This is a genomic window from Stenotrophomonas sp. VV52 (genome assembly GCF_002893095.1).
Lineage (GTDB): Bacteria > Pseudomonadota > Gammaproteobacteria > Xanthomonadales > Xanthomonadaceae > Stenotrophomonas > Stenotrophomonas aracearum.
The window spans coordinates 438069-457945 of sequence record NZ_PKQQ01000002.1 but is presented as its reverse complement, the minus strand read 5'-3'; the positions used below and the strand labels follow the sequence as shown (position 1 = coordinate 457945).

General features: G+C 67.6%; 20 protein-coding genes. 7 read left to right on the top strand and 13 right to left on the bottom strand.

All coding sequences use genetic code 11. The features are described 5' to 3' along the window. Positions 1 to 13 precede the first annotated feature (13 nt). Positions 14 to 616, bottom strand: coding sequence for a TetR/AcrR family transcriptional regulator (locus C2U58_RS08135; RefSeq protein ID WP_068853700.1), 603 nt, complete (start codon positions 614 to 616; stop codon positions 14 to 16). A 103-nt stretch (positions 617 to 719) separates the two neighbouring features. Between C2U58_RS08135 and C2U58_RS08130 the strand changes: the two genes are divergently transcribed. From C2U58_RS08130 to C2U58_RS08120, 3 genes are all read left to right on the top strand, one after another. Next, the gene (locus C2U58_RS08130) at positions 720 to 1616 is read left to right on the top strand and encodes an alpha/beta hydrolase (RefSeq protein ID WP_102945368.1); all 897 of its coding nucleotides are present in this window, start codon (positions 720 to 722) and stop codon (positions 1614 to 1616) included. Further along, positions 1613 to 4090 carry an acyl-CoA dehydrogenase gene (locus C2U58_RS08125; RefSeq protein ID WP_102945367.1) on the top strand — a complete coding sequence of 826 codons (2478 nt, stop codon included), beginning with the start codon at positions 1613 to 1615 and terminating at the stop codon, positions 4088 to 4090. Before C2U58_RS08130 ends, C2U58_RS08125 begins: the two co-directional genes overlap by 4 nt. Positions 4091 to 4151: 61 nt before the next feature. After that, complete coding sequence (locus tag C2U58_RS08120; protein ID WP_102945366.1) at positions 4152 to 4625, top strand: hotdog fold domain-containing protein; 474 nt, start codon at positions 4152 to 4154, stop codon at positions 4623 to 4625. Positions 4626 to 5087: 462 nt separating this feature from the next. On the opposite strand, the gene C2U58_RS08115 is transcribed toward C2U58_RS08120, so the two are convergent. Both C2U58_RS08115 and C2U58_RS08110 read right to left on the bottom strand, forming a co-directional pair. Then, positions 5088 to 5444 (bottom strand): DUF1304 domain-containing protein, encoded by a 357-nt coding sequence (locus tag C2U58_RS08115; protein WP_070209451.1) that lies wholly within the window; start codon positions 5442 to 5444, stop codon positions 5088 to 5090. Between the two features lie 29 nt (positions 5445 to 5473). After that, complete coding sequence (locus C2U58_RS08110) at positions 5474 to 6805, bottom strand: MFS transporter (RefSeq protein ID WP_102945365.1); 1332 nt, start codon at positions 6803 to 6805, stop codon at positions 5474 to 5476. Between the two features lie 102 nt (positions 6806 to 6907). On the opposite strand from C2U58_RS08110, the gene C2U58_RS08105 reads away from it, so the two are divergent. Beyond that, complete coding sequence (locus C2U58_RS08105; protein ID WP_102945364.1) at positions 6908 to 8488, top strand: choline dehydrogenase; 1581 nt, start codon at positions 6908 to 6910, stop codon at positions 8486 to 8488. Positions 8489 to 8629: 141 nt separating this feature from the next. Further along, a complete protein-coding gene (locus tag C2U58_RS08100) occupies positions 8630 to 10021 on the top strand; it encodes a serine hydrolase domain-containing protein (RefSeq protein WP_102945363.1) in 1392 nt (463 codons plus the stop codon). A 253-nt stretch (positions 10022 to 10274) separates the two neighbouring features. Here C2U58_RS08100 and C2U58_RS08095 read toward each other — a convergent pair whose 3' ends face one another. The 9 genes from C2U58_RS08095 to nudE form a co-directional block, all read right to left on the bottom strand. Next, entirely contained in the window at positions 10275 to 10814 is a 540-nt protein-coding gene (locus C2U58_RS08095) for a histone (RefSeq protein WP_102945362.1), read from the bottom strand. Between the two features lie 731 nt (positions 10815 to 11545). Next, the gene (gene gcvH, locus C2U58_RS08090) at positions 11546 to 11941 is read right to left on the bottom strand and encodes a glycine cleavage system protein GcvH (RefSeq protein WP_102945361.1); all 396 of its coding nucleotides are present in this window, start codon (positions 11939 to 11941) and stop codon (positions 11546 to 11548) included. A 66-nt stretch (positions 11942 to 12007) separates the two neighbouring features. After that, entirely contained in the window at positions 12008 to 13120 is a 1113-nt protein-coding gene (gene gcvT / locus C2U58_RS08085; RefSeq protein WP_102945360.1) for a glycine cleavage system aminomethyltransferase GcvT, read from the bottom strand. A 117-nt stretch (positions 13121 to 13237) separates the two neighbouring features. After that, a complete protein-coding gene (locus C2U58_RS08080) occupies positions 13238 to 13669 on the bottom strand; it encodes an NfeD family protein (RefSeq protein WP_102945359.1) in 432 nt (143 codons plus the stop codon). Position 13670: 1 nt separating this feature from the next. Further along, positions 13671 to 14633 carry an SPFH domain-containing protein gene (locus tag C2U58_RS08075; protein WP_102945358.1) on the bottom strand — a complete coding sequence of 321 codons (963 nt, stop codon included), beginning with the start codon at positions 14631 to 14633 and terminating at the stop codon, positions 13671 to 13673. Positions 14634 to 14692: 59 nt separating this feature from the next. After that, positions 14693 to 15016 (bottom strand): YnfA family protein, encoded by a 324-nt coding sequence (locus C2U58_RS08070; RefSeq protein WP_070208783.1) that lies wholly within the window; start codon positions 15014 to 15016, stop codon positions 14693 to 14695. Then, the gene (mazG, locus tag C2U58_RS08065; protein ID WP_102945357.1) at positions 15013 to 15825 is read right to left on the bottom strand and encodes a nucleoside triphosphate pyrophosphohydrolase; all 813 of its coding nucleotides are present in this window, start codon (positions 15823 to 15825) and stop codon (positions 15013 to 15015) included. Before mazG ends, C2U58_RS08070 begins: the two co-directional genes overlap by 4 nt. Positions 15826 to 15836: 11 nt before the next feature. Next, a complete protein-coding gene (gene cysQ / locus C2U58_RS08060) occupies positions 15837 to 16640 on the bottom strand; it encodes a 3'(2'),5'-bisphosphate nucleotidase CysQ (RefSeq protein WP_102945356.1) in 804 nt (267 codons plus the stop codon). Next, the gene (gene nudE / locus C2U58_RS08055) at positions 16637 to 17185 is read right to left on the bottom strand and encodes an ADP compounds hydrolase NudE (protein ID WP_102945355.1); all 549 of its coding nucleotides are present in this window, start codon (positions 17183 to 17185) and stop codon (positions 16637 to 16639) included. Before nudE ends, cysQ begins: the two co-directional genes overlap by 4 nt. 62 nt (positions 17186 to 17247) lie before the next feature. Here nudE and bioA point away from each other — a divergent pair, with 62 nt between their 5' ends. Both bioA and C2U58_RS08045 read left to right on the top strand, forming a co-directional pair. Continuing rightward, positions 17248 to 18639, top strand: a complete 1392-nt coding sequence (gene bioA, locus C2U58_RS08050; RefSeq protein WP_102945354.1) for an adenosylmethionine--8-amino-7-oxononanoate transaminase — start codon at positions 17248 to 17250, stop codon at positions 18637 to 18639. Then, positions 18630 to 19364 (top strand): 16S rRNA (uracil(1498)-N(3))-methyltransferase, encoded by a 735-nt coding sequence (locus tag C2U58_RS08045; RefSeq protein WP_102945353.1) that lies wholly within the window; start codon positions 18630 to 18632, stop codon positions 19362 to 19364. Before bioA ends, C2U58_RS08045 begins: the two co-directional genes overlap by 10 nt. Positions 19365 to 19395: 31 nt before the next feature. Here C2U58_RS08045 and C2U58_RS08040 read toward each other — a convergent pair whose 3' ends face one another. Continuing rightward, on the bottom strand, positions 19396 to 19863 hold the full coding sequence (locus C2U58_RS08040) for a chemotaxis protein CheW (RefSeq protein WP_102945352.1): 468 nt from the start codon (positions 19861 to 19863) through the stop codon (positions 19396 to 19398). Positions 19864 to 19877: the final 14 nt, after the last annotated feature.

The following is a 19877-nucleotide window of genomic DNA, read 5'->3' as shown; positions in this document are numbered from 1 at the left end:
TCTGCGAAACGCCTCACCCGATCGGGATCAGCGTCTCGATCACATGCTCCACATACGCTTCGAAATCCTCGCGCGCCGGCTTGGGCTGCTGCAACTGCAACGACAACTGCAGGAAGCCCACATACGCCGCATAGGCCAGCCGCGCACGGTGCTGCGCATCCGTGCGGCTCAATCCGGCCTGGCGGAACGAGGCCACCAGGTATTCCAGGCGACGGTGCGAGACGCGGTCGATCACCGGCCGCACCATCGGGTGGTCCAGTGCCTTGAGCAGCTCGCTGTAGATGATGTGCGGCTGCACTTCGTGCGCCACCACCTGGAACAGCTGGCGCAGGCGTGCGCGCGGATCGGGCACGTCTTCCAAGCTGCCGAACACCTGTTCCTGTTCGAACAGTTCCCAGCGCTCCAGCGCGGCCTGCAGCAGCGCATCGCGCGAGGGGAAGTGCCAGTAGAAACTGCCTTTGGTCACCCCGAGGCGACGCGCCAGCGGCTCCACCGCAACGGCGCCAACACCTTGTTCAGCGATCAGGTCCAAGGCGGCCTGCGCCCAGTCTTCCGCGCTCAGGCGGCTGTTGCGGCCGGCACGGGGCTCGCCGGCGGAAGCTTCAGGTTCATTCATGCTGACGATTTAACCATACGCCGGGGTCGGTTTGTGTGGAATTCACACTTCGACCATACCCATCGGTATTGACAGGCCAGAACGCAGGTCCATACTAGCCGGTATGGTAACGCCGACCCTCCGCCTGACTGCCGCCCACGACACCGTGCTGGCCGCCACCCGCAGCGCCCCCGGGCGTCGCGGCACCGTGCTGTTCGCCCATGGCTTCGGCCAGACCCGGCACGCCTGGACCGCCACCGCGCAGTCGCTGGAAGCGGCCGGCTACCAGACCCTGGCCTACGACGCGCGCGGTCACGGCGATTCGGACTGGAACCCGGCCGACCTGCCCTATCACGGCGAACAGTTCGCCGATGACCTGATCGTGCTGGCCGGCGAACAGCCGCAGCCGCCGGTGCTGGTGGCGGCCTCGATGGGTGGCCTGTTCGGCCTGCTCGCCGAAGCGCGCTGGCCGGGCCTGTTCTCGGCCATGGTGCTGGTCGACATCACCCCGCGCTGGGATACCGCCGGGGTCGAAAAGATCCTGATGTTCATGACCGCGCATCCGGACGGGTTCGCGTCGCTGGAACAGGCCGCCGACGTGATCTCCGCCTACATGCCGCACCGCCCGCGCAAGTCGGAAGACTCGCTGCGCGCGCTGCTGCGCGAGGACGGCCACGGCCGCTGGCGCTGGCATTGGGACCCTCGCCTGGTCGCCGAGCTGGCGCGCGACAGCGAACAGCACCAGGACGCGCTTGCCGAAGCGGCGCGCCAGGTGAAATGCCCGGTGCTGCTGGTCAGTGGCGGGCGCAGCACCCTGGTCACCCCGCAAACGGTGGCCGAATTCCTGGCGTTGGTTCCGCACGCCCGCCACGTGCAGTTGCCGGAGGCCACCCACATGGTCGCCGGCGACGACAACAACGCCTTTACCGCTACTGTGTTGGACTATCTGGACGTGTTGCCCTCGGCCTCCGCCGTGGCACTGTCCGCCACAACCGAGCACGTCACCGGAGCACGCTCATGAGCTATGTCGTCCCCTTCCTTGCCATCCTGCTGGCAGGCGCCGTCGTCGCCTACCACCGTGGCCGGCTGATCACCTGGACGCTGGCCAGCCTGGCGCTGCTGGCGGCCTGCTGGTTCATTCCCTACGTCAACCAGACCGCCACCATCGTGGCTGCGGCCATCGTCGCCGTCATCGCCGTGCCGCTGCTGCTGCCCTTCATCCGCAAGCCGCTGCTGACCGCGCCGATGATGAAGGTGTTCCGCAAGGTGCTGCCGCCGCTGTCGCAGACCGAGCGCATCGCCCTGGAAACCGGTTCGGTCGGTTTCGAAGGCGAGCTGTTCACCGGCGACCCGGACTGGAACAAGCTGCTCAACTATCCCAAGCCGCAGCTCACCGCTGAAGAACAGGCCTTCCTGGACGGCCCGGTGGAAGAACTGTGCGCGATGGTCAACGACTGGGAAATCACCCACGTCTACGCCGACCTGCCGCCGGAACTGTGGGCCTTCATCAAGAAGAACAAGTTCTTCGGCATGATCATTCCGAAGGAATACGGCGGCCTCGGCTTCAGCGCGCTGGCCCACCACAAGGTGATCCAGAAGCTGGCCTCGGTGTCGAGCGTGGTCAGCTCCACCGTCGGCGTGCCCAACTCGCTGGGCCCGGGCGAACTGCTGGTGCATTACGGCACCCAGGCACAGAAGGACCAGTACCTGCCGCGCCTGGCCGACGGCCGTGAAGTGCCCTGCTTCGGCCTGACCGGTCCGTTCGCCGGTTCGGACGCGACCTCGATTCCCGACTACGGCATCGTCTGCCGTGGCGAGTGGAACGGCGAGCAGGTGCTCGGCGTCAAGCTGACCTTCGACAAGCGCTATATCACCCTGGCCCCGGTCGCGACCCTGATCGGCATGGCCTTCCGCATGTACGACCCGGACGGCCTGATTGGCCCGACCCGCGACATCGGCATCACCCTCGGCCTGCTGCCGCGCGACACCGCCGGCGTTGAAATCGGCCGCCGCCACTTCCCGCTGAACTCGACCTTCCAGAACGGTCCGATCCGCGGCAAGGAGGTCTTCATTCCGCTGACCCAGCTGATCGGTGGCGCGGAAATGGCCGGCAAGGGCTGGAACATGCTCAACGAGTGCCTCGCCGTCGGCCGCTCGATCACCCTGCCCTCCACCGCCAGCGGCGGTGCCAAGGCCGGCGCGGTGGTCACCGGTGCCTACGCCCGCATCCGCAAGCAGTTCGGCCTCTCGGTCGGCCGTTTCGAGGGCGTGGAAGAAGCCCTCGCGCGCATCGGCGGCAAGGCCTACGCGATCAGCGCGCTGTGCCAGGCCACCGCAGCTGCGGTGGATCGCGGCGACGTGCCCTCGGTGCCGTCGGCCATCGCCAAGTACCACTGCACCACCATGAGCCGTGAAGTGATCTCCGACGTCATGGACGTGATCGGCGGCAAGGGCATCATCCTCGGGCCGCGCAACTTCGCCGGCCGCAGCTGGCAGGCCGCGCCGATCGCGATCACCGTGGAAGGCGCCAACATCATGACCCGCAGCCTGCTGATCTTCGGCCAGGGTGCGATCCTCTGCCACCCGTGGGTGCTGCAGGAAATGAAGGCCGCGCAGGACCCGGACACCAAGGCCGGCCTGCAGTCTTTCGACCGCAGCCTGTTCGGCCACATCCGCTTCGGCATCTCCAACGCGGTCCGCTCGTTCTGGCTCGGCCTGACCGGTGCCCGCTTCGGCGCCGCGCCGGGCGACGCCTACACCCGCCGTTACTTCCGCAAGCTGGACCGCTATTCGGCCAACCTCGCGCTGATGGCCGACATCTCGATGATGACCCTGGGCGGCAAGCTCAAGTTCAAGGAATCGCTGTCCGGCCGCTTGGGCGACGTGCTGAGCCACGTGTACATGACCAGCGCCATGCTCAAGCGTTACCACGACGAAGGCGCACCGGCGGCCGACCAGCCGCTGCTGGCCTGGGCCTTCCATGACAGCGTGCACAAGATCGAAGAGTCGCTGTCGGCTGCCCTGCGCAACTTCCCGATCCGCCCGATCGGCTGGCTGATGTGGCTGCTGATCTTCCCGTTCGGCCGCCGCGCCGAAGCCCCCGGCGACCGCCTGGGCCACCGCGTGGCCGCCCTGCTGATGGCGCCCAACGAAGCCCGCGACCGCCTCGCCAGCGGCGTGTTCCTGACCCCGTGCGAGAACAATCCGGGTGGCCGCATCAACAGCTACCTGTCCAAGGCGATCATGGCCGAACCGGTCGAGCGCAAGTTCATCAAGGCACTGAAGACCAAGGGCATCGAAGCCCTCGACTTCACCGCCCAGCTGGACGAAGCCGTGGCCGAAGGCGTGATCACCCAGGACGAGCGCACCCTGCTCGAAGAGCTGCGCACGCTGACCATGGACACCATCACCGTGGACGACTTCGAACCGCACGAACTGCGTTCGGCCAGCTACTACGACCGCGAACGCAAGGACGCCCAGTCGCAGGCGGCATAACCGCCACCAGCAGCACCCCAACGGCGGACTTCGGTCCGCCGTTTTTTTTGAGGACGAACCCATGGCCGCACCCCTGTTGACCCTCTACCACCGCATGCAACGCTGGCCGGCCGGCCAGTGGCTGTTCTCCCGCGCGGTCTGCTTCAAAGCCCCTTACTTCGCCAGCATCGCCCCGCGCATCACCCGCCTCGAACCCGGCCGCTGCGAAGGCCGCATCGCCCACCGGCGCAAGGTCACCAACCACATCGGCACCGTGCACGCGATCGCCCTGTGCAACCTGGCCGAACTCACCGCCGGCCTGATGGTCGACGCCTCGCTGCCACGCGGCATGCGCTGGATCCCGAAAGGGATGGAAGTGAAGTACCTCGCCAAGGCGGTGGGAACCCAGCACGCGGTGGCGGTGCCGGAGATTCCGATTGTCTCGGCGGAGGCGGGGTATGGGCTGCCGGTGAAGGTTGTCGTCAGCGATGACGGCGGCACTGCTGTGTTTGAAGCGAAGATCGAGATGTGGGTGTCGCCGGTGAAGCGTGGTTGATTGCCTGTTCCGCTCAAAGCAGCGCTTCAGTGCTACGTGCAGGGGCGGCCGCCGGGCAGCCCCGCTCCGGGACACGCCGTGAATACGTCCATGTAGGCTGCTAGAAAACATCCATGTTTTCTAGCGTCCCTCCGGGGGCTACCCGGCGGCCGCCCCCATACAGGGTCGTGTGCGGTGAGGAAGAGCAGCCGGGCAGAGCCCGGCTCTACCGCCTTTGGATGACTCACCTGCCCACTATCGGAGGGTCGGCGGGGGTGGGTTTGAGGGGGCACGAGCCGCATGGATGCGGCGATGAGCTTACATGGACGTACTTGCAGCGTCCCCCACAAACCCGCACCCGACGGCCCTGACCAGGGAAACCATGCAGACGGCTGCTGTTCGCCTGAATCCAACAGCAGTCGGGCAGAGCCCGGCTCTACGGACGGTGTGCAATCCGGGATGGTGTGGACGTACGACACGCAATCATGCAGGCACGAATTGCCAGGCGATCACGGCGAGGATCGCAGGCACTGCCTGGATGAAGAAGATCCGCCGGTTGACGCTGTACGCCCCGTAGCAGCCCGCCACGATCACGCAGCCCAGCATGAAGTTCACCAGCATCGGCAGGTGGTCGAACAGACCCCAGAACAGGCCTGCCGCCAGGAAGCCGTTGTACAGCCCCTGGTTGGCCGCCAGCACCCGCGTCAGCTCCGCCTTCTCCGGCGTGTTGCGGAACGTCTTCAGCCCCAGCGGGCGCGTCCACAGGAACATCTCCAGCACCAGGAAGTACACGTGCAACAGCGCGACCACCAGGGTCAGGATTACAGCGGTCCAGTACATGCGCACACCTCGAACAAGTTGGAAACAGCTTACTCCGGCCGCTCCGCCGGCAGCTTCTTTTCTTCGCGCAGCAGCCCGAACGCCGCCGTCGTCATGATCCCCGCCACCACCAGCCCGCCCGCGAACACCGCACTCGAACCGAACACCGACAGCCCCTTGTGCACCCACGCGAACGTCAGGTCGCCCGCCCGGTACACCACCGTGTCGATCGCCGCGCCCGCCTTGTAGCGCCACTGCCGGTCCACCCGCGTGAAGATCGTCTCCCGCGCCGGCTTCGCCAGCGAAAACTCACTTGCCCGCGTCAGCACCTGCACGATCGCCACCATCACCGGCAGCGGCGACGCCGCCAGCACCGAAAACCCCGCAATGATCGCAAAGCCCGGAATCAACAGCGCCGGCGCGATCCCGAACCGCGACAACAACCAGCGCGTCACCCCCAGCTGCAGCACCAGCGTCAGCGCATTGATCGCCAGATCGATCCGCGAATAGAACGCCGTGCTCGCCGCCGCGTCCGTATACAACCGCCGCACGATCGAAGCCTGCTCGTTGTACAGCAGCGTCCCGATCCCCACCCCGAACACCACCATCACCGCCAGCCAGCGCAGCAGCGGCTCACGCGCGATCAGCCTCAGCCCATCCAGCACGCCCCCGCCCATCGGCGTCTCCCCCGACACCAGCTGCTGTTCCCGCTCGCGCGCCACCGCCCACAGGCGCAGCCGCCAGATGCAGAACAGGCAGATGCACAGGAACCCCGCCGACACCAGCATCAGGTTCGCGATCCCCACCCGCTGCACCAACGTCGACGTCAGCGTCGGCCCCAGGAATGCCCCGATCGTCCCCGCCGCCCCGATGTACCCGTAGAACGCCCGCGCCTGCACATTCGAGAACACGTCCGCCATGAAGCTCCAGAACACCGCCACCGCGAACAGGTTGAACACCGCCGCCCAGAAGAAGAACAGCATCCCCCGCCCCGGCACCCCGCTGTCGAACAGCACGTAGAACCCCAGCAGCGTCGCAATGAAGAACCCGTACACCAGCGGCAGGAACACCCGGCGCGGATAACGGCTCACCAGCGCCCCGTACAGCGGCTGCAGGATCACCATGATCACGAACACCCCTGTGAACAGCACCTGCAGCACGAAGTCCTGCAGCGCGATCCCGCGCCCTGCGAACCAACTGATCAACGCCGGCGGGAACACCGCCTGCAGGTCCGCCGACGCCGCCATCGCCTCCCGCACCGGGCGCAGCACGTAATACCCGCTGAGCAGGCAGAAGAAGTACACGCACGCCCACAGCAGCGGCGGCGACTGGCGCAGCGCCGCGCGCAGGCCGGTCGGCGCGGTCGAAGGTACGGCGGTCATGGCGCGTGCGCATTCCGGGCGATAAAGCGCGCACGGTAAACGATGCACCGCAACATCGCCAGTGGTGCCTTATGCTGGCCCGATCACCGTTGGGGAGTGGGCATGTACGACTACATCATCGTCGGCGCCGGATCGGCCGGCTGCGTCCTGGCCAACCGGCTCAGCGCCGACCCGCACTGCCGCGTCCTGCTGCTCGAAGCCGGCCCGCGCGACCGCAACCCCTTCATCCACATGCCCGCCGGCCTCGCCCGCCTGGTCAACAACCGTCGCATCAACTGGAACCTGTACACCGAACCACAGCCCGCCCTCGACGGGCGCCGCCTGTGGTGGCCGCGCGGCAAGGTGCTCGGCGGCTCCAGCGCCATCAACGCCATGTGTTACGTGCGCGGCGTGCCCGCCGACTACGACCGCTGGGCCGCCGCCGGTGCCACCGGCTGGGCGTGGGACCAGGTGCTGCCCTGGTTCCTGCACAGCGAAGCCAACAGCCGCGGTGCCAGCCCATGGCATGGCGACGTAGGCCCGCTCTCCGTCGCCGACCTGCGCCACCACAATCCCCTGTCCGACGCCTTCATCGACGCCGCCGTACAGGCCGGCCACGCCCGCAACCCCGACTTCAACGGGGCCAGCCAATCCGGTGTCGGCCTCTACCAGGTCACCCAACGCGACGGTGCGCGCTGCTCGAGCGCCACCGCCTACCTGCGCCCCGCGCGCGGCCGCCGCAACCTCACCGTGCTGACCGGCGCACGGGCGCGCGCACTGAGCTTCCAGGGCGACACCGCCACCGGGGTGTACTTCCACCAGCGTGGCGCGCACCGGCACGCCCTGGCCTCGCGCGAGGTCATCCTCAGCGCCGGTGTGATCCACTCGCCACACCTGCTCATGCTGTCCGGCATCGGTCCCCATCGCCAGCTGCGCGCGCACGGCATCAGCACCCGCGTCGACCTGCCCGGCGTCGGTGGCAACCTGCAGGATCATCTGGACATCTGCACCCTCGTGCACACCCATCCCGGGGTCAGCTACGACCGCAGCAACCAGGCCCGCATCGCCTTCGACTACTTCCTGCGCGGGCATCGTGGCGCCGGCACCAGCAACATCGCCGAAGCCGGCGGCTTCGCCCGCTCGCCGCTCGCCCCCGACGCCGGTGCCGACGTCCAGTTCCACTTCGTGCCGGCCATGCTCGACGACCACGGCCGCCACCGCCTGCCCGGCGACGGCTACACCCTGCATGCCTGCGCGCTGCACCCGCGCAGCCGCGGCCGCATCCACCTGCGCGATGGCGACCCCACCTCGCCCCCCAGGATCGAACCCAACTATTTGGGCGATGCCGACGGCCACGACCTCGCGATGATGCGGCACTGCGTGCGCATGTCGCAGCAGATCCTCGCCCAGCCCGCCTTCGACCGCTGGCGCGGCGCACCGATCTTTCCCGCCCGCACCGACCTGGACGACGCCGCGCTGGACGCCTTCATCCGCGCCAAGGCGGAAACCATCTACCACCCGGTCGGTACCTGCGCGATGGGCCAGTACGCCGATGCCGTGGTCGACCCCCAGCTGCGCGTGCACGGCGTGCGCAGTCTGCGCGTGGTCGACGCCTCGGTCATGCCCACCCTCGTCAGCGGCAACACCAACGCGCCCACGATCATGATTGCCGAGCGCGCCGCCGCCTGGCTGCGCGACACCTGAACAGGCTCTCACATGCGGCCATTCTTCCCCTGCAAAAACCGGGCCTTTTCAATGCGATACGCATTCATCTTCGCTCAATTTGTGCAATCACGAAAAGCGGCGCTAGAATCGGCCCAAGCAGCTGCGCACAGGCCTTACACGATGAAAGAAAACAGCAGGCGCCGTCCGATCCGTTCGGCGGCCACCGGTTTGCTGGGCATGCTCATGCCCATCGCCATGTCGTCCACCGCCCAGACCCCGAGTGCGGCCCCGGCCGCCTTCCCGGTCAACATTGAAAACAGCGCCGCGCCTGCCATCGCGCATACCCAGCCCGCCGCCTACCGGGCCACCTCGACCACCCCGACCGTGCTGCCACCGGCCGCCGGCTTCAACGTGGCCAACATCGAATCCATGGCCCAGCAGCTCACCTATGGTGAGCGCGTGCCCGGCATGGCGGTGGCGATCGTGCAGGGCGGCCGCGTGCTCAGCGCGCGCGGCTATGGCGTCACCGACGTCAACAACCCGCAGATGGTCGACGCGCACACCGTGTTCCGCCTGGCGTCGCTGTCCAAGGCCTTCGCCGGCACCATGGCCGGCCTGCTGGTCAACGACGGCACCCTGCGCTGGGACAGCAAGGTCACCGACTACGTGCCCGGCTTCCAGCTGAGCACTCCCGAAGCGACCGACCGGCTCACCGTGGCCGACCTGCTCAGCCATCGCGTCGGCCTGCCCTACAACGCCTACGACCGCGACGTGGAAGCCAACGCCGAGTACTACACGCTCACCCACAAGCTCGCCTCGACCTCGCTCAAGTGCCAGCCGGGCGACTGCTACGCGTACCAGAACGTGGCCTTCAGCCTGATCGGGGACGTCGTGTACGCCGCCTCCGGCAGCTTCTACGAGCAGTCGGTGGAACGTCGCCTGTTCAAGCCGCTGGGCATGGACGATGCCAGCCTCGGCTTGGCCGGCATCCAGGCCAGCTCGCGCTGGGCGCGTCCGCACGTGCGCAGCCGCAATGGCTGGGTGTCGCTGACCCCCAAACCCACCTACTACCGCCTGGCGCCTGCCGCGGGCGTCAACGCCAGCGCCAGCGACATGGCGCAGTGGCTGCTGGCCCACACCGGTCACCGCCCCGACGTGCTGCCGGCGCCGCTGCTGGCCACGCTGCATTCGACCCTGATCAACACCCCCGGCGAAATGCGTTCGGGCTGGCGCCGCGAGCGCCTGCACTCGGCAGGTTACGCGCTGGGGTGGCGCAACTTCGATTACGCCGGGCATGAAGTGATCTTCCATGCCGGTGCCGTGCAGGGCTATCGCGGCCTGGTCGCGCTGGTCCCCGAGCGCGACCTCGGCATCGCCATCATGTGGAACGGCGAAAGCAGCCTGCCCAGCGGCCTGCTGCCGACCGTGCTCGATGCGGCCATGGGCCTGCCCGCGCAGCGCTGGCTGGACGTGGATACGGACTTCGGCAGCGACAACCTGATGACCGAAGACAGCAGCCCCGGCAAGCGGAAGGGTGTGTCGTCTGATCGGGCGGTGGCTTCGCCGCGGTAAGGCGATCCGGATGATGGATGCGAAGAAGCGGCCCACGGGCCGCTTTTTTGTTGGTGCACGCATCACCGCCGGTAGTGCCGGCCGCTGGCCGGCTCTCGGCACCGCCTGGGCCGGCCAGCGGCCGGCGCTACCTATCGGGATCAACGTTCGTTGATCCCTCGCGGGGAGGGATTTTTTTTTGCATGGCAAAAAAAAACTCCCTCCCCGCTGGGCTGCCGGGGAAGGAGTTTCAGGTACGGCTATCGGGAATCGATCAGATCAGCGGTGCCGGGGTTGCCGGCAGGGCGACCGGTGCAGCCTTCTTCTTGCGGACCGCCGGCTTGCGCTTGGCGACCTTCTTCACTGCCTTCTTGGCCGAAGCCTTCTTGGCGGCCGGCTTGCGCGCGGTGGCCTTCTTGGCGGTGGCCTTCTTGGCGACCTTGCGGACGGCCTTTTTGGCGGTCTTCTTGGCAGCGGCCTTCTTGGCTACCTTGCGGACGGCCTTCTTGGCGGTCTTCTTGGCAGCGGCCTTCTTGGCTACCTTGCGGACGGCCTTCTTGGCGGTCTTCTTTGCTGCCTTCTTCGCGGTCTTCTTGGCGGCGGCCTTCTTGGCGACCTTGCGGACCGCCTTCTTTGCCGTCTTCTTCACTGCCTTGCGGGCAGTCGCCTTCTTGGCTGCCTTCTTTACCGTCTTCTTGGCAGCCGCCTTCTTGGCTACCTTCTTCACGGCCTTCTTGGCAGCCGCCTTCTTGGCGACCTTCTTTACGGCCTTTTTGGCGGCCGGCTTTTTCTTCGCAGCTTTCTTGGTTGCCATGGGATGGCTCCTCGTCAGTGATCTATGGAGTTGAAACGCCCAGGTAAAGCAAACCCGCTACTACTGCTCTGCGGGGACCGCCGTCGCGTCATGCGCGTCGTGACGGATACGGGGATACCGACCAGGAACTGCCAGGCAGGTATCGAAGGTGGGGTGACCTTGCATTTCACCGGAGGAAGCGAACCGGACTCCACCGTCCTCGGACGCGCGGTAGATGTTCTGGTTGTGCTTCGCGACTGGATGTCGATTCGGTTGGCTCGTTTCGCAGGCAAGGTCTGCTGAGGCGAAACCTAATCACGCTTTTTTTCACTGTCAACAACCCCCGCGAAAAAATTTCACATGGCGGGGGGCCGACGCGCCCGCGCCACACCCTCTGCAGGCGCTCGTCGGGACCGTGTCGAACCGACTCGAACCGACGCGCGCGTCAGGATCTTTGTCGATGCGTTGAAAGAAAAACACTTAAAAGAAGCACTTTCGCTTCAACGCCCTGCATGCAGCACGCGCCAACGCCACGCCGCGACGCGGATGCCATCGAACGCGCAAGCGCTTCCCGCACGGCGCCAAAACGGGGGCGAAAACTTTTCACATCCGGCAACGCTTTTTGCGTCCGGATTCGCGCAACTGCGCAAACTTTTGGCGGCCACCGGGCACCGCCTTCTTGCCGGTTACGTGCATCGGCCAAAAAAAAACGGCCGCACCAGGCGGCCGTTTCTGTTCCGGGAAGACGCGGATCAGTTGTCCTCGTCGTCCAGGCCTTCGGCGTAGTCGTCCGGTTCCAGCAGGTCGTTCAACTCGTCCTTGTTGGACAGCTCGACCACGAACATCCAGCCGTCGCCGTAGGCGTCTTCGTTGATGGTTTCCGGCTTGTCGGCCAGGGCGCTGTTGACCTCGACCACCTTGCCGGAGACCGGGCTGTACACGTCCGAGGCAGCCTTGACCGACTCGACCACCGCGATCTGCTCGCCGGCCTTGGCATCGGCGCCGACTTCGGGAAGCTCGACGTAGACCAGGTCGCCGAGCAGGCCCTGGGCATGGTCGGAAATGCCGACGGTGACGCGGCCGTTGCCTTCAACGCGCGCCCACTCGTGGGACTTGAGGAATTTGAGGTCGCCGGGGATCTCGCTCATGGGACTGCTCCGAAGATTTACAGGGGGTCAGGAAAACGCGGGTAGTGTAACCGGATGGAACGCAGCTCAGCCTTCGCCGAGAACGCCGGGCTGCGCCTGGCCTTCGCGTACGAACGGGAACTTGACCACGCGCACCGGCACCTGCCGGCCGCGGATGTCCACGTGCACCTGGCCGAGTTCGCCGGCCGGCACGCGTGCGAAGGCGATGCCCTTGCCCAGGGTCGGCGAGAACGTACCGGACAGGATCTCGCCGCTGCCGCTGGCGGTGTTCACTGCCTGGCCGTGGCGCAGCACGCCCTTCTCGTCCATCACCAGGCCGATCATCTGGCGCGCGTCGCCGGCGGCCTTCTGCGCTTCGAGCACGTCGCGGCCGATGAAGTCGCGGCCTTTGTCCAGCGCCACCGTCCAGGCCAGCGCGGCTTCGAACGGGCTGATCGCCTCGTCCATGTCCTGGCCATACAGATTCATGCCGGCTTCCAGGCGCAGCGTGTCGCGCGCGCCCAGACCGGCAGGACGTACGCCGGCGCCGGCCAGTGCATTCCAGAACGCGACCACCTGGTCCTGTGCGACCAGGATCTCGAAACCGTCCTCGCCGGTATACCCGGTGCGCGCGACGAACAGCGGCGCGCCGCTGGTTGCAGTGGCCTCGAGCGCGGCGAAGCGGCCCAGCTTCTGCAGCGCGGCGCGGTCGCCTTCGGCAACCAGGCCGATCACCTTGTCGCGCGCGGTCGGGCCCTGCACGGCGATGATCGCCAGGTCTTCGCGCTCGGTGACCGCCACGTCGAAGGCCGCAGCCTGTTCGCGGATCCAGGCCAGGTCCTTCTCGCGGGTGGAGGCATTGACCACCATGCGGAAGAAGTCCTCACCCAGGTAATAGACGATCAGGTCGTCGATCACCCCGCCCTGCGCATTGAGCATGCACGAGTACAGCGCCTTGCCCGGGACCTTGAGCTTGTCCACCGAGTTGGCCAGCAGGCGGCGCAGGAACGCACGCACCTTCTCGCCGCGCAGGTCGACCACGGTCATGTGGCTGACGTCGAACATGCCGGCGTCGGCACGCACCAGGTGGTGCTCGTCCAGCTGCGAGCCGTAGTGGATGGGCATGTCCCAACCACCGAAATCGACCATCTTGGCGCCGAGCGCGCGGTGGGTATCGTTGAGAAGCGTTTTCTGGGTCATGACCACAATCCGGGGGATCGAAAAAAACCGGCCTTCATTATCCCAGAACCGCCCCGTCAACGCCTGCGGCGGTGCGCAATGCTGACGCGCACCCACGCAGGGCGTGGCTCTACCGGATCAGACCTGCTGCACTTTCAACGTCATGCCGTCCACGGCTACCACCCGCACCGGGGTGCCGGCGGGCAGGTCGGGGCCGGCCACCATCCAGAACGCATCATCGATCTTGGCGCGGCCAACGCCGGCCACGATCGGCTGGTCCAGCGCCACCACCCGCCCGATCAGCTGCTCGGCGCGCCGGTTCAACAACGGCGCGTCGGACTCGCGCGCGCGCGTGCGGCCCCACTGCCGGTAGCACTGGATCGAGACCACGCTGAACAGCACGAACGCCACCACCTGCCATAGCAGCGGGATGTCGGCGAACACCGCCACCAGCACGAACACCGCAGCCGCGCCGATCCCGATCCAGAGCATGAACGCGCCCGGCGCCAGCGCCTCGGCGGCGAACAGCACCAGCGCCAGCGCACCCCACCCGACCACTTCCCAGCGCATCTCAGCCTCCGATGCGCGGCGGCACCGCGCGGGTGGTCTTCTTCTCTTCCTGTTTCGCGAACGCTTCCTTGGCCAGTTCCGCCACGCCGGCGATGGAGCCGATCACGCCGCTGGCTTCCATCGGCATCAGCACCAGCTTCTGGTTCGGCGAGGTCGCCAGTTCCTTGAACGCTTCCACGTACTTCTGCGCGATGAAGTAGTTGATGGCCTGCACGTCGCCACTGGCGATCGCCTCGGACACCACCTGGGTGGCCTTGGCTTCGGCTTCGGCCAGGCGCTCGCGCGCCTCGGCGTCGCGGAACGCGGCTTCCTTGCGCCCTTCGGCCTCCAGCACCGCGGCCTGCTTCTCGCCGTCGGCGCGCAGGATTTCGGACTGGCGCGAGCCTTCGGCTTCGAGGATCTGCGCGCGCTTTTCGCGCTCGGCCTTCATCTGCCGCGCCATCGCGTCGAGCAGGTCGCGCGGCGGCTGGATGTCGCGGATCTCGATGCGGTTGACCTTCACCCCCCACGGGTTGGTGGCATGGTCGACCACGCTCAGCAGCTGGGCGTTGATCACCTCACGCTGGCTCAGCGATTCGTCCAGGTCCATCGAGCCGATCACGGTACGGATGTTGGTCTGCACCAGCGCGATCATCGCCACTTCCAGGTTGGCGACCTCGTAGGCGGCCTTGGACGCGTCCAGCACCTGGAAGAACACCACGCCGTCCACGCGCACCGCGGCGTTGTCCTTGGTGATGACTTCCTGGCTGGGCACGTCCAGCACCTGCTCCATCATGTTCACCTTGCGGCCGACCCCGTACACGATCGGGATCAGGAAGTGCAGGCCGGGGGTCATGGTGTGGGTGTAGCGGCCGAAGCGCTCGACCGTCCACTCGTAGCCCTGAGGGACCATGCGCACGGCCTTGAACAGGATCACCACGGCCACGAAGGCGAGGATCAGCGAGAAAAACACGGTTGGAAACATGGGGTACTCCTTTCCCGGACGTAACCCCGAATATACCGCCGATCGCGGCCCCCGCTTGCCTAGGTTGCGCGCGGCGCGAACATGATCACCGCCATGCCGGCCAGGCACAGCCCGACCCCGAGCAGATCCCAGCGGCTGGGCCGGATCCCGTCCACCACCCACAGCCAGGCCAGCGCGGTGCCAATGTAGACACCCCCATAGGCGGCGTACACGCGCCCGCTGGCGGCCGGGTGCAGGGTCAGCAGCCAGGCGAACAGGGCCAGGCTGGCGGCCGCCGGCAGCAGCAGCCACGCGCTGCCATCGCGTCGCAGCCACAGCCAGGGCAGGTAGCAGCCGACGATCTCGGCCACGGCGGTCAGCACGAACAGCAGGAACGTGTTCACGAGGCCGCTTCGCCGGCCTTGGCCTGCTCCCACAGCTGTTCCTGCGCCTGCAGGTCGAGCTCGGCCATGGCCTGCCCGTTGGCGGCAGCCTGCGCTTCCATCGTGCGGAAGCGGCGTTCGAACTTGTGGTTGGCGTGGCGCAGCGCCGCGCCGACGTCCACCTTCGCGTGACGGGCCAGGTTGGCGCAGACGAACAGCAGGTCGCCCAGTTCCTCCTGCAGCCGGGCCTGGTTGTCCTCGACCGGGCCACGCGCGAATTCGGCGGCCACTTCATCCAGTTCCTCGCGCACCTTGTCCAGCACCGGCGCCGGACCCGGCCAGTCGAAACCGACCCGCGCCGCGCGCGCCTGCAGCTTCACCGCACGCTGCCATTCGGGCAGCCCGCGCGAGATCCCGGCCAGCGCGGAGTGGTCGGCGTCGCCCTTGGCGGCACGTTCGGCGCGCTTGATCGCTTCCCAGTTGGTGTTGACGTCTTCGGCACCATCGACCTGCACCTGCGCAAACACGTGCGGGTGGCGGCGGGTCATCTTGTCGCTGATCGCGCGGGCCACCTCGGCGAACCCGAACGCGCCCTGCTCGCTCGCCATCTGCGCATGGAACACCACCTGCAGCAGCAGGTCGCCCAGTTCGTCGCAGAGATCGTCCATATCGCCCCGGTCGATCGCGTCGGCCACTTCGTAGGCTTCTTCGATGGTGTACGGGGCAATGCTGGCGAAATCCTGCTGCAGGTCCCATGGGCAGCCGTCGCGCGGATCGCGCAGGCGCGCCATGATGCCCAGCAGGCGGTCCAGTTCGGCAGGTGCGGACATCGGTGCTCCGGTCAGTCGGGAAGCCAGGTGCGCCACGGCAGGCGGGTGTCGCCCAGGGCGATGAAGTCGCCGTTCAACAGGGTTTCGCGGCGGTTGTAGCGGAACGGCTTGCCGGTGGCGGCCGAGAGCACCGCACCGCCGGCGGCATGCAGCACGCACTGGCCGGCGGCGGTGTCCCACTCGGCGGTCGGGCCCAGCCGCGGGTAGACGTCCAGGGTGCCTTCGGCGAGCCGGCAGAATTTCAGCGATGAGCCCTGCGCGACCACCTCGATCTCGCCCATGCGGTCCAGCAGCGCTTGGGTCTGTTCGCTGCGGTGCGAGCGGCTGGCGGCGACCTGCAGCGGCGGCAGCGCCGGGGTGCGGGTGCGCAGCACCGAGTCGTGCAGGCCGTCGCGGCGGTAGGCCAGTTCGCCACGCATGGCGTGCCAGGCGACGCCGCTGACCGGCGCCAGGACCACGCCGAATGCGGGCGCGCCCTGGTAGATCAGTGCGATGTTGACGCTGAACTCGTCGTTGCGCTTGACGAACTCGCGGGTGCCGTCGAGTGGATCGACCAGCCAGTAGGCGCCCCAGTGGCGGCGCACTTCCCACGGCACCTGCGCCGATTCCTCGGAGAGGATCGGCAGGTCCGGGGTCAGCTGTCCAAGGCCACGCAGGATCACCTGGTTGGCGGCCAGGTCGGCCGCGGTCACCGGGCTGCGGTCGGACTTGATCTCGACGTCGAACGGACTGGCATACACCTCGCGGATCGCCGCGGCGGCGTCCTGGGCGATGGCGATCACCGTTTCGCGCAACGCGGTGGTGAGTTTGATCATTCCCTGCGTTCCAGCCACTGCCGGGCGATGAACAACGCGGCCAGCGAGCGGCCTTCGGAGAAGTCCTCGCGCAGCATCAGCTGGTCCAGTTCGGCCAGCTTCCACGGCACCACTTCCAGCTCTTCGGGTTCGTCGCCGACCAGCCGCTCCGGGTACAGGTCGCGCGCCACCACCAGGTACGACAGGTGGCTCATGTAGGTCGGGGCCAGGGTCATCGCGCGCAGCACGTCGACCCGCCGCGCGCCGTAGCCGGCTTCTTCCTTCAGTTCGCGGTCGGCAGCCTGCTCCGCGGTTTCGCCGGCGTCGATGCGGCCCTTGACCAGGCCCAGCTCGTAGCGGTGCACGCCGGCAGCGTATTCACGCACCAGCAGCACGGTCTCGTCGTCCAGCATCGGCACCACCACCACCGCCCCATGGCCGCGGCTGACCAGGCGTTCGAAACGGCGGCGTTCGCCGTTGGAGAACTCCAGGTCCAGGTGCTGGCGCTGGAACGGGCCGCTTTCCTCGTCCGTGATCTGGTGGATGGTGGGCAGCGGACGGGTCATGCGAACTGGCTCTTGGAGATCGATAGAATGCAGGCAGGTGAAAACGTGTCCATGAGCCCGAAATGCTAGCAGACCCAGCCCCCCTCACGCTGGCCGACCAGTGGCGGCAACGCGATCTGGCCGTGCTGTGGCACCCGTGCACGCAGATGCGCGAACACCCCGACACCTTGCCGCTGGTGCCGATTGCACGGGGTGAAGGCCCGTGGTTGATCGATCACGACGGGCATCGTTACCTGGACGCGGTGAGCAGCTGGTGGACCAACCTGTTCGGCCACGCCGAACCGCGCATCGGCGCGGCCATCGCGCGCCAGGCCACCCAGCTGGAACAGGTGATGCTGGCCGGCTTCAGCCATGAACCGGCGGTGCAGCTGGCCGAACGGCTGCTGGCGATCGCGCCGCGCCAGGCCGGACGCGCGCCGTTGTCCAAGGTGTTCTACGCCGACAACGGCTCGGCCGGGGTCGAGGTCGCGCTGAAGATGGCCTTCCACTACTTCCGCAACCGCGGCGAACTGCACCGCACCCGCTTCGTGGCGCTGGAGAACGGCTACCACGGCGAAACCTTGGGGGCGTTGTCGGTGGGCGACATCCCGCTGTACCGCCGCGTGTACGCGCCGCTGCTGACCGAGGCGCTGTTCGCGCCCTCGCCGGACGCGTACCTGGCCGAACCCGGGCAGAGCGCGGCGCAGCGCGCGCACGAGGCCGCCGACCGCCTGGCCGACCTGTTCGACCAGCACCCCGGCGAGATCTGCGCGGTGATCCTGGAGCCGCGCCTGCAGTGCGCTGGCGGCATGCGCATGCACGACCCGGTGTACCTCAAGCGTGCGCGCGAACTGTGCGACGCCAATGGTGCGTTCCTGATCGCCGACGAGATCGCCACCGGTTTCGGCCGCACCGGAACCCTGTTCGCCTGCGAACAGGCCGGGGTGATGCCGGACCTGCTGTGCCTGTCCAAGGGCCTCACAGGCGGCTTCCTGCCGCTGGCCGCGGTGCTGGCCACCCAGGCGCTGTACGACGCGTTCCTGGACGACAGCCGCGAGCGTGCGTTCCTGCACTCGCACAGCTACACCGGCAACCCGCTGGCCTGCGCGGCCGCGCTGGCGACACTGGACATTTTCGCCAGCGAGGACGTGATCGCGCGCAACCGCAGCACCGCCGAGGTGATGCGCCGGCTGGCCGCACCGTTCACCGATCACCCGCAGGTCGCCGACGTGCGCCAGGCCGGCATGGTGGTGGCGTTCGAGCTGACCCGCAACGGCGATAAACGCACCCCCTTCCCGGCCGAAGCGCGGGTCGGGCTGCGCGCCTACAACGCGGCGTTGCGGCGCGGCGTGGTGCTGCGCCCGCTCGGCAACGTGCTGTACTGGATGCCTCCCTACTGCGTGGAGGACGAACACCTGGACCTGCTGGCCCAGACCACCCTGGCTGCCATCGAGGAAGCTGTTGCATGCGCGTGACCCGTTCCTACGTCGATCTCCCGCTGGCCGTGGGCCAGACCGTGTCGTTGCCCGAAGAGGTGGCCAACCACCTGGTGCGGGTGATGCGCCTGCGCGAAGGCGAAGGCTGCGTGCTGTTCAACGGCGACGGCCACGATTACAGCGCCACGCTGGTGGAATCGGGCAAGCGCGATGCGCGCGTACAGGTCGTCGCGGCACAGCCCCTCGACAATGAGTCGTCGCTGTCGATCACGCTGCTGCAGGGCATCGCCCGTGGCGAGAAGATGGACCTGATCCTGCAGAAGGCGACCGAGCTGGGGGTTCAGGCGATCGTGCCGGTCAATGCCGAACGTACCGAGGTGAAGCTCGATGCGGCGCGCGCGGAAAAGCGCCTGGCGCACTGGCGCAGCGTGGTGGTCTCGGCCTGCGGCCAATCCGGTCGCGCGCGGGTGCCGACGGTGGCGCCGCCACGGAACCTGCAGGAGGCCGCGCTGGCAATGCCGGTAGCGGCATTGAAGCTGACCCTGGATCCCGTGGGCGAATACCGGCTGTCGACGTTGTCGGCCGCGCCCGGCGGCGTGGTGATTGCGATCGGGCCGGAAGGCGGCTGGTCGCCGCGCGATCGGTTGGCGCTGCAGCAGGCCTGTTTCCAGGGGCTGCAGCTGGGGCCGCGGATCCTGCGTACGGAGACGGCGGGGTTGGCGGCGATTGCCGCGATCCAGGCGCGCTTGGGCGACCTGGGGTAGCAGCCACGCAGGGCGTGGCTCTACCGGGTTTTTACGCCGGCAGGGCTTCGTCCAGCGCGGTTTCCAGCGCGTCCAGGTCCGGCAGCAGCGCGCTCAGCTCGCCCAGCAGCACGCGCATGTGCACGCCCGGCGGCAGGGCTTCTTCCGACGCGTCGGCGAGCAGGCCGTCGCGCGGCACCGAGATCAGCTGCGGGAAGTTCGGCGTCACCAGCGCGAAGTACGGGCGCTTGGCATTGCCGCCCAACGCCTTGAGTACCACGACTTTGTTCTTGACCACGCCCTGCTCTTCGCCGAGCCCGGCGTGGCGCGCGAACGACATCAGCGGGACGTCCCAGCCCTGCCACTGGATCTGGCCGAGCAGCCAGGCCGGGGTGTCGGGCACCGGGGTGACACTGGCGGCGGCCAGCATTTCAGCCACCGTCGCGTTCGGGACCAGGACCCGGTCGTGGCCGGCCTGGATCAGTACTCCGCGGATTTCGTCGTTGCTGGCGTAGCTCATGGTCTGCTTCCTGA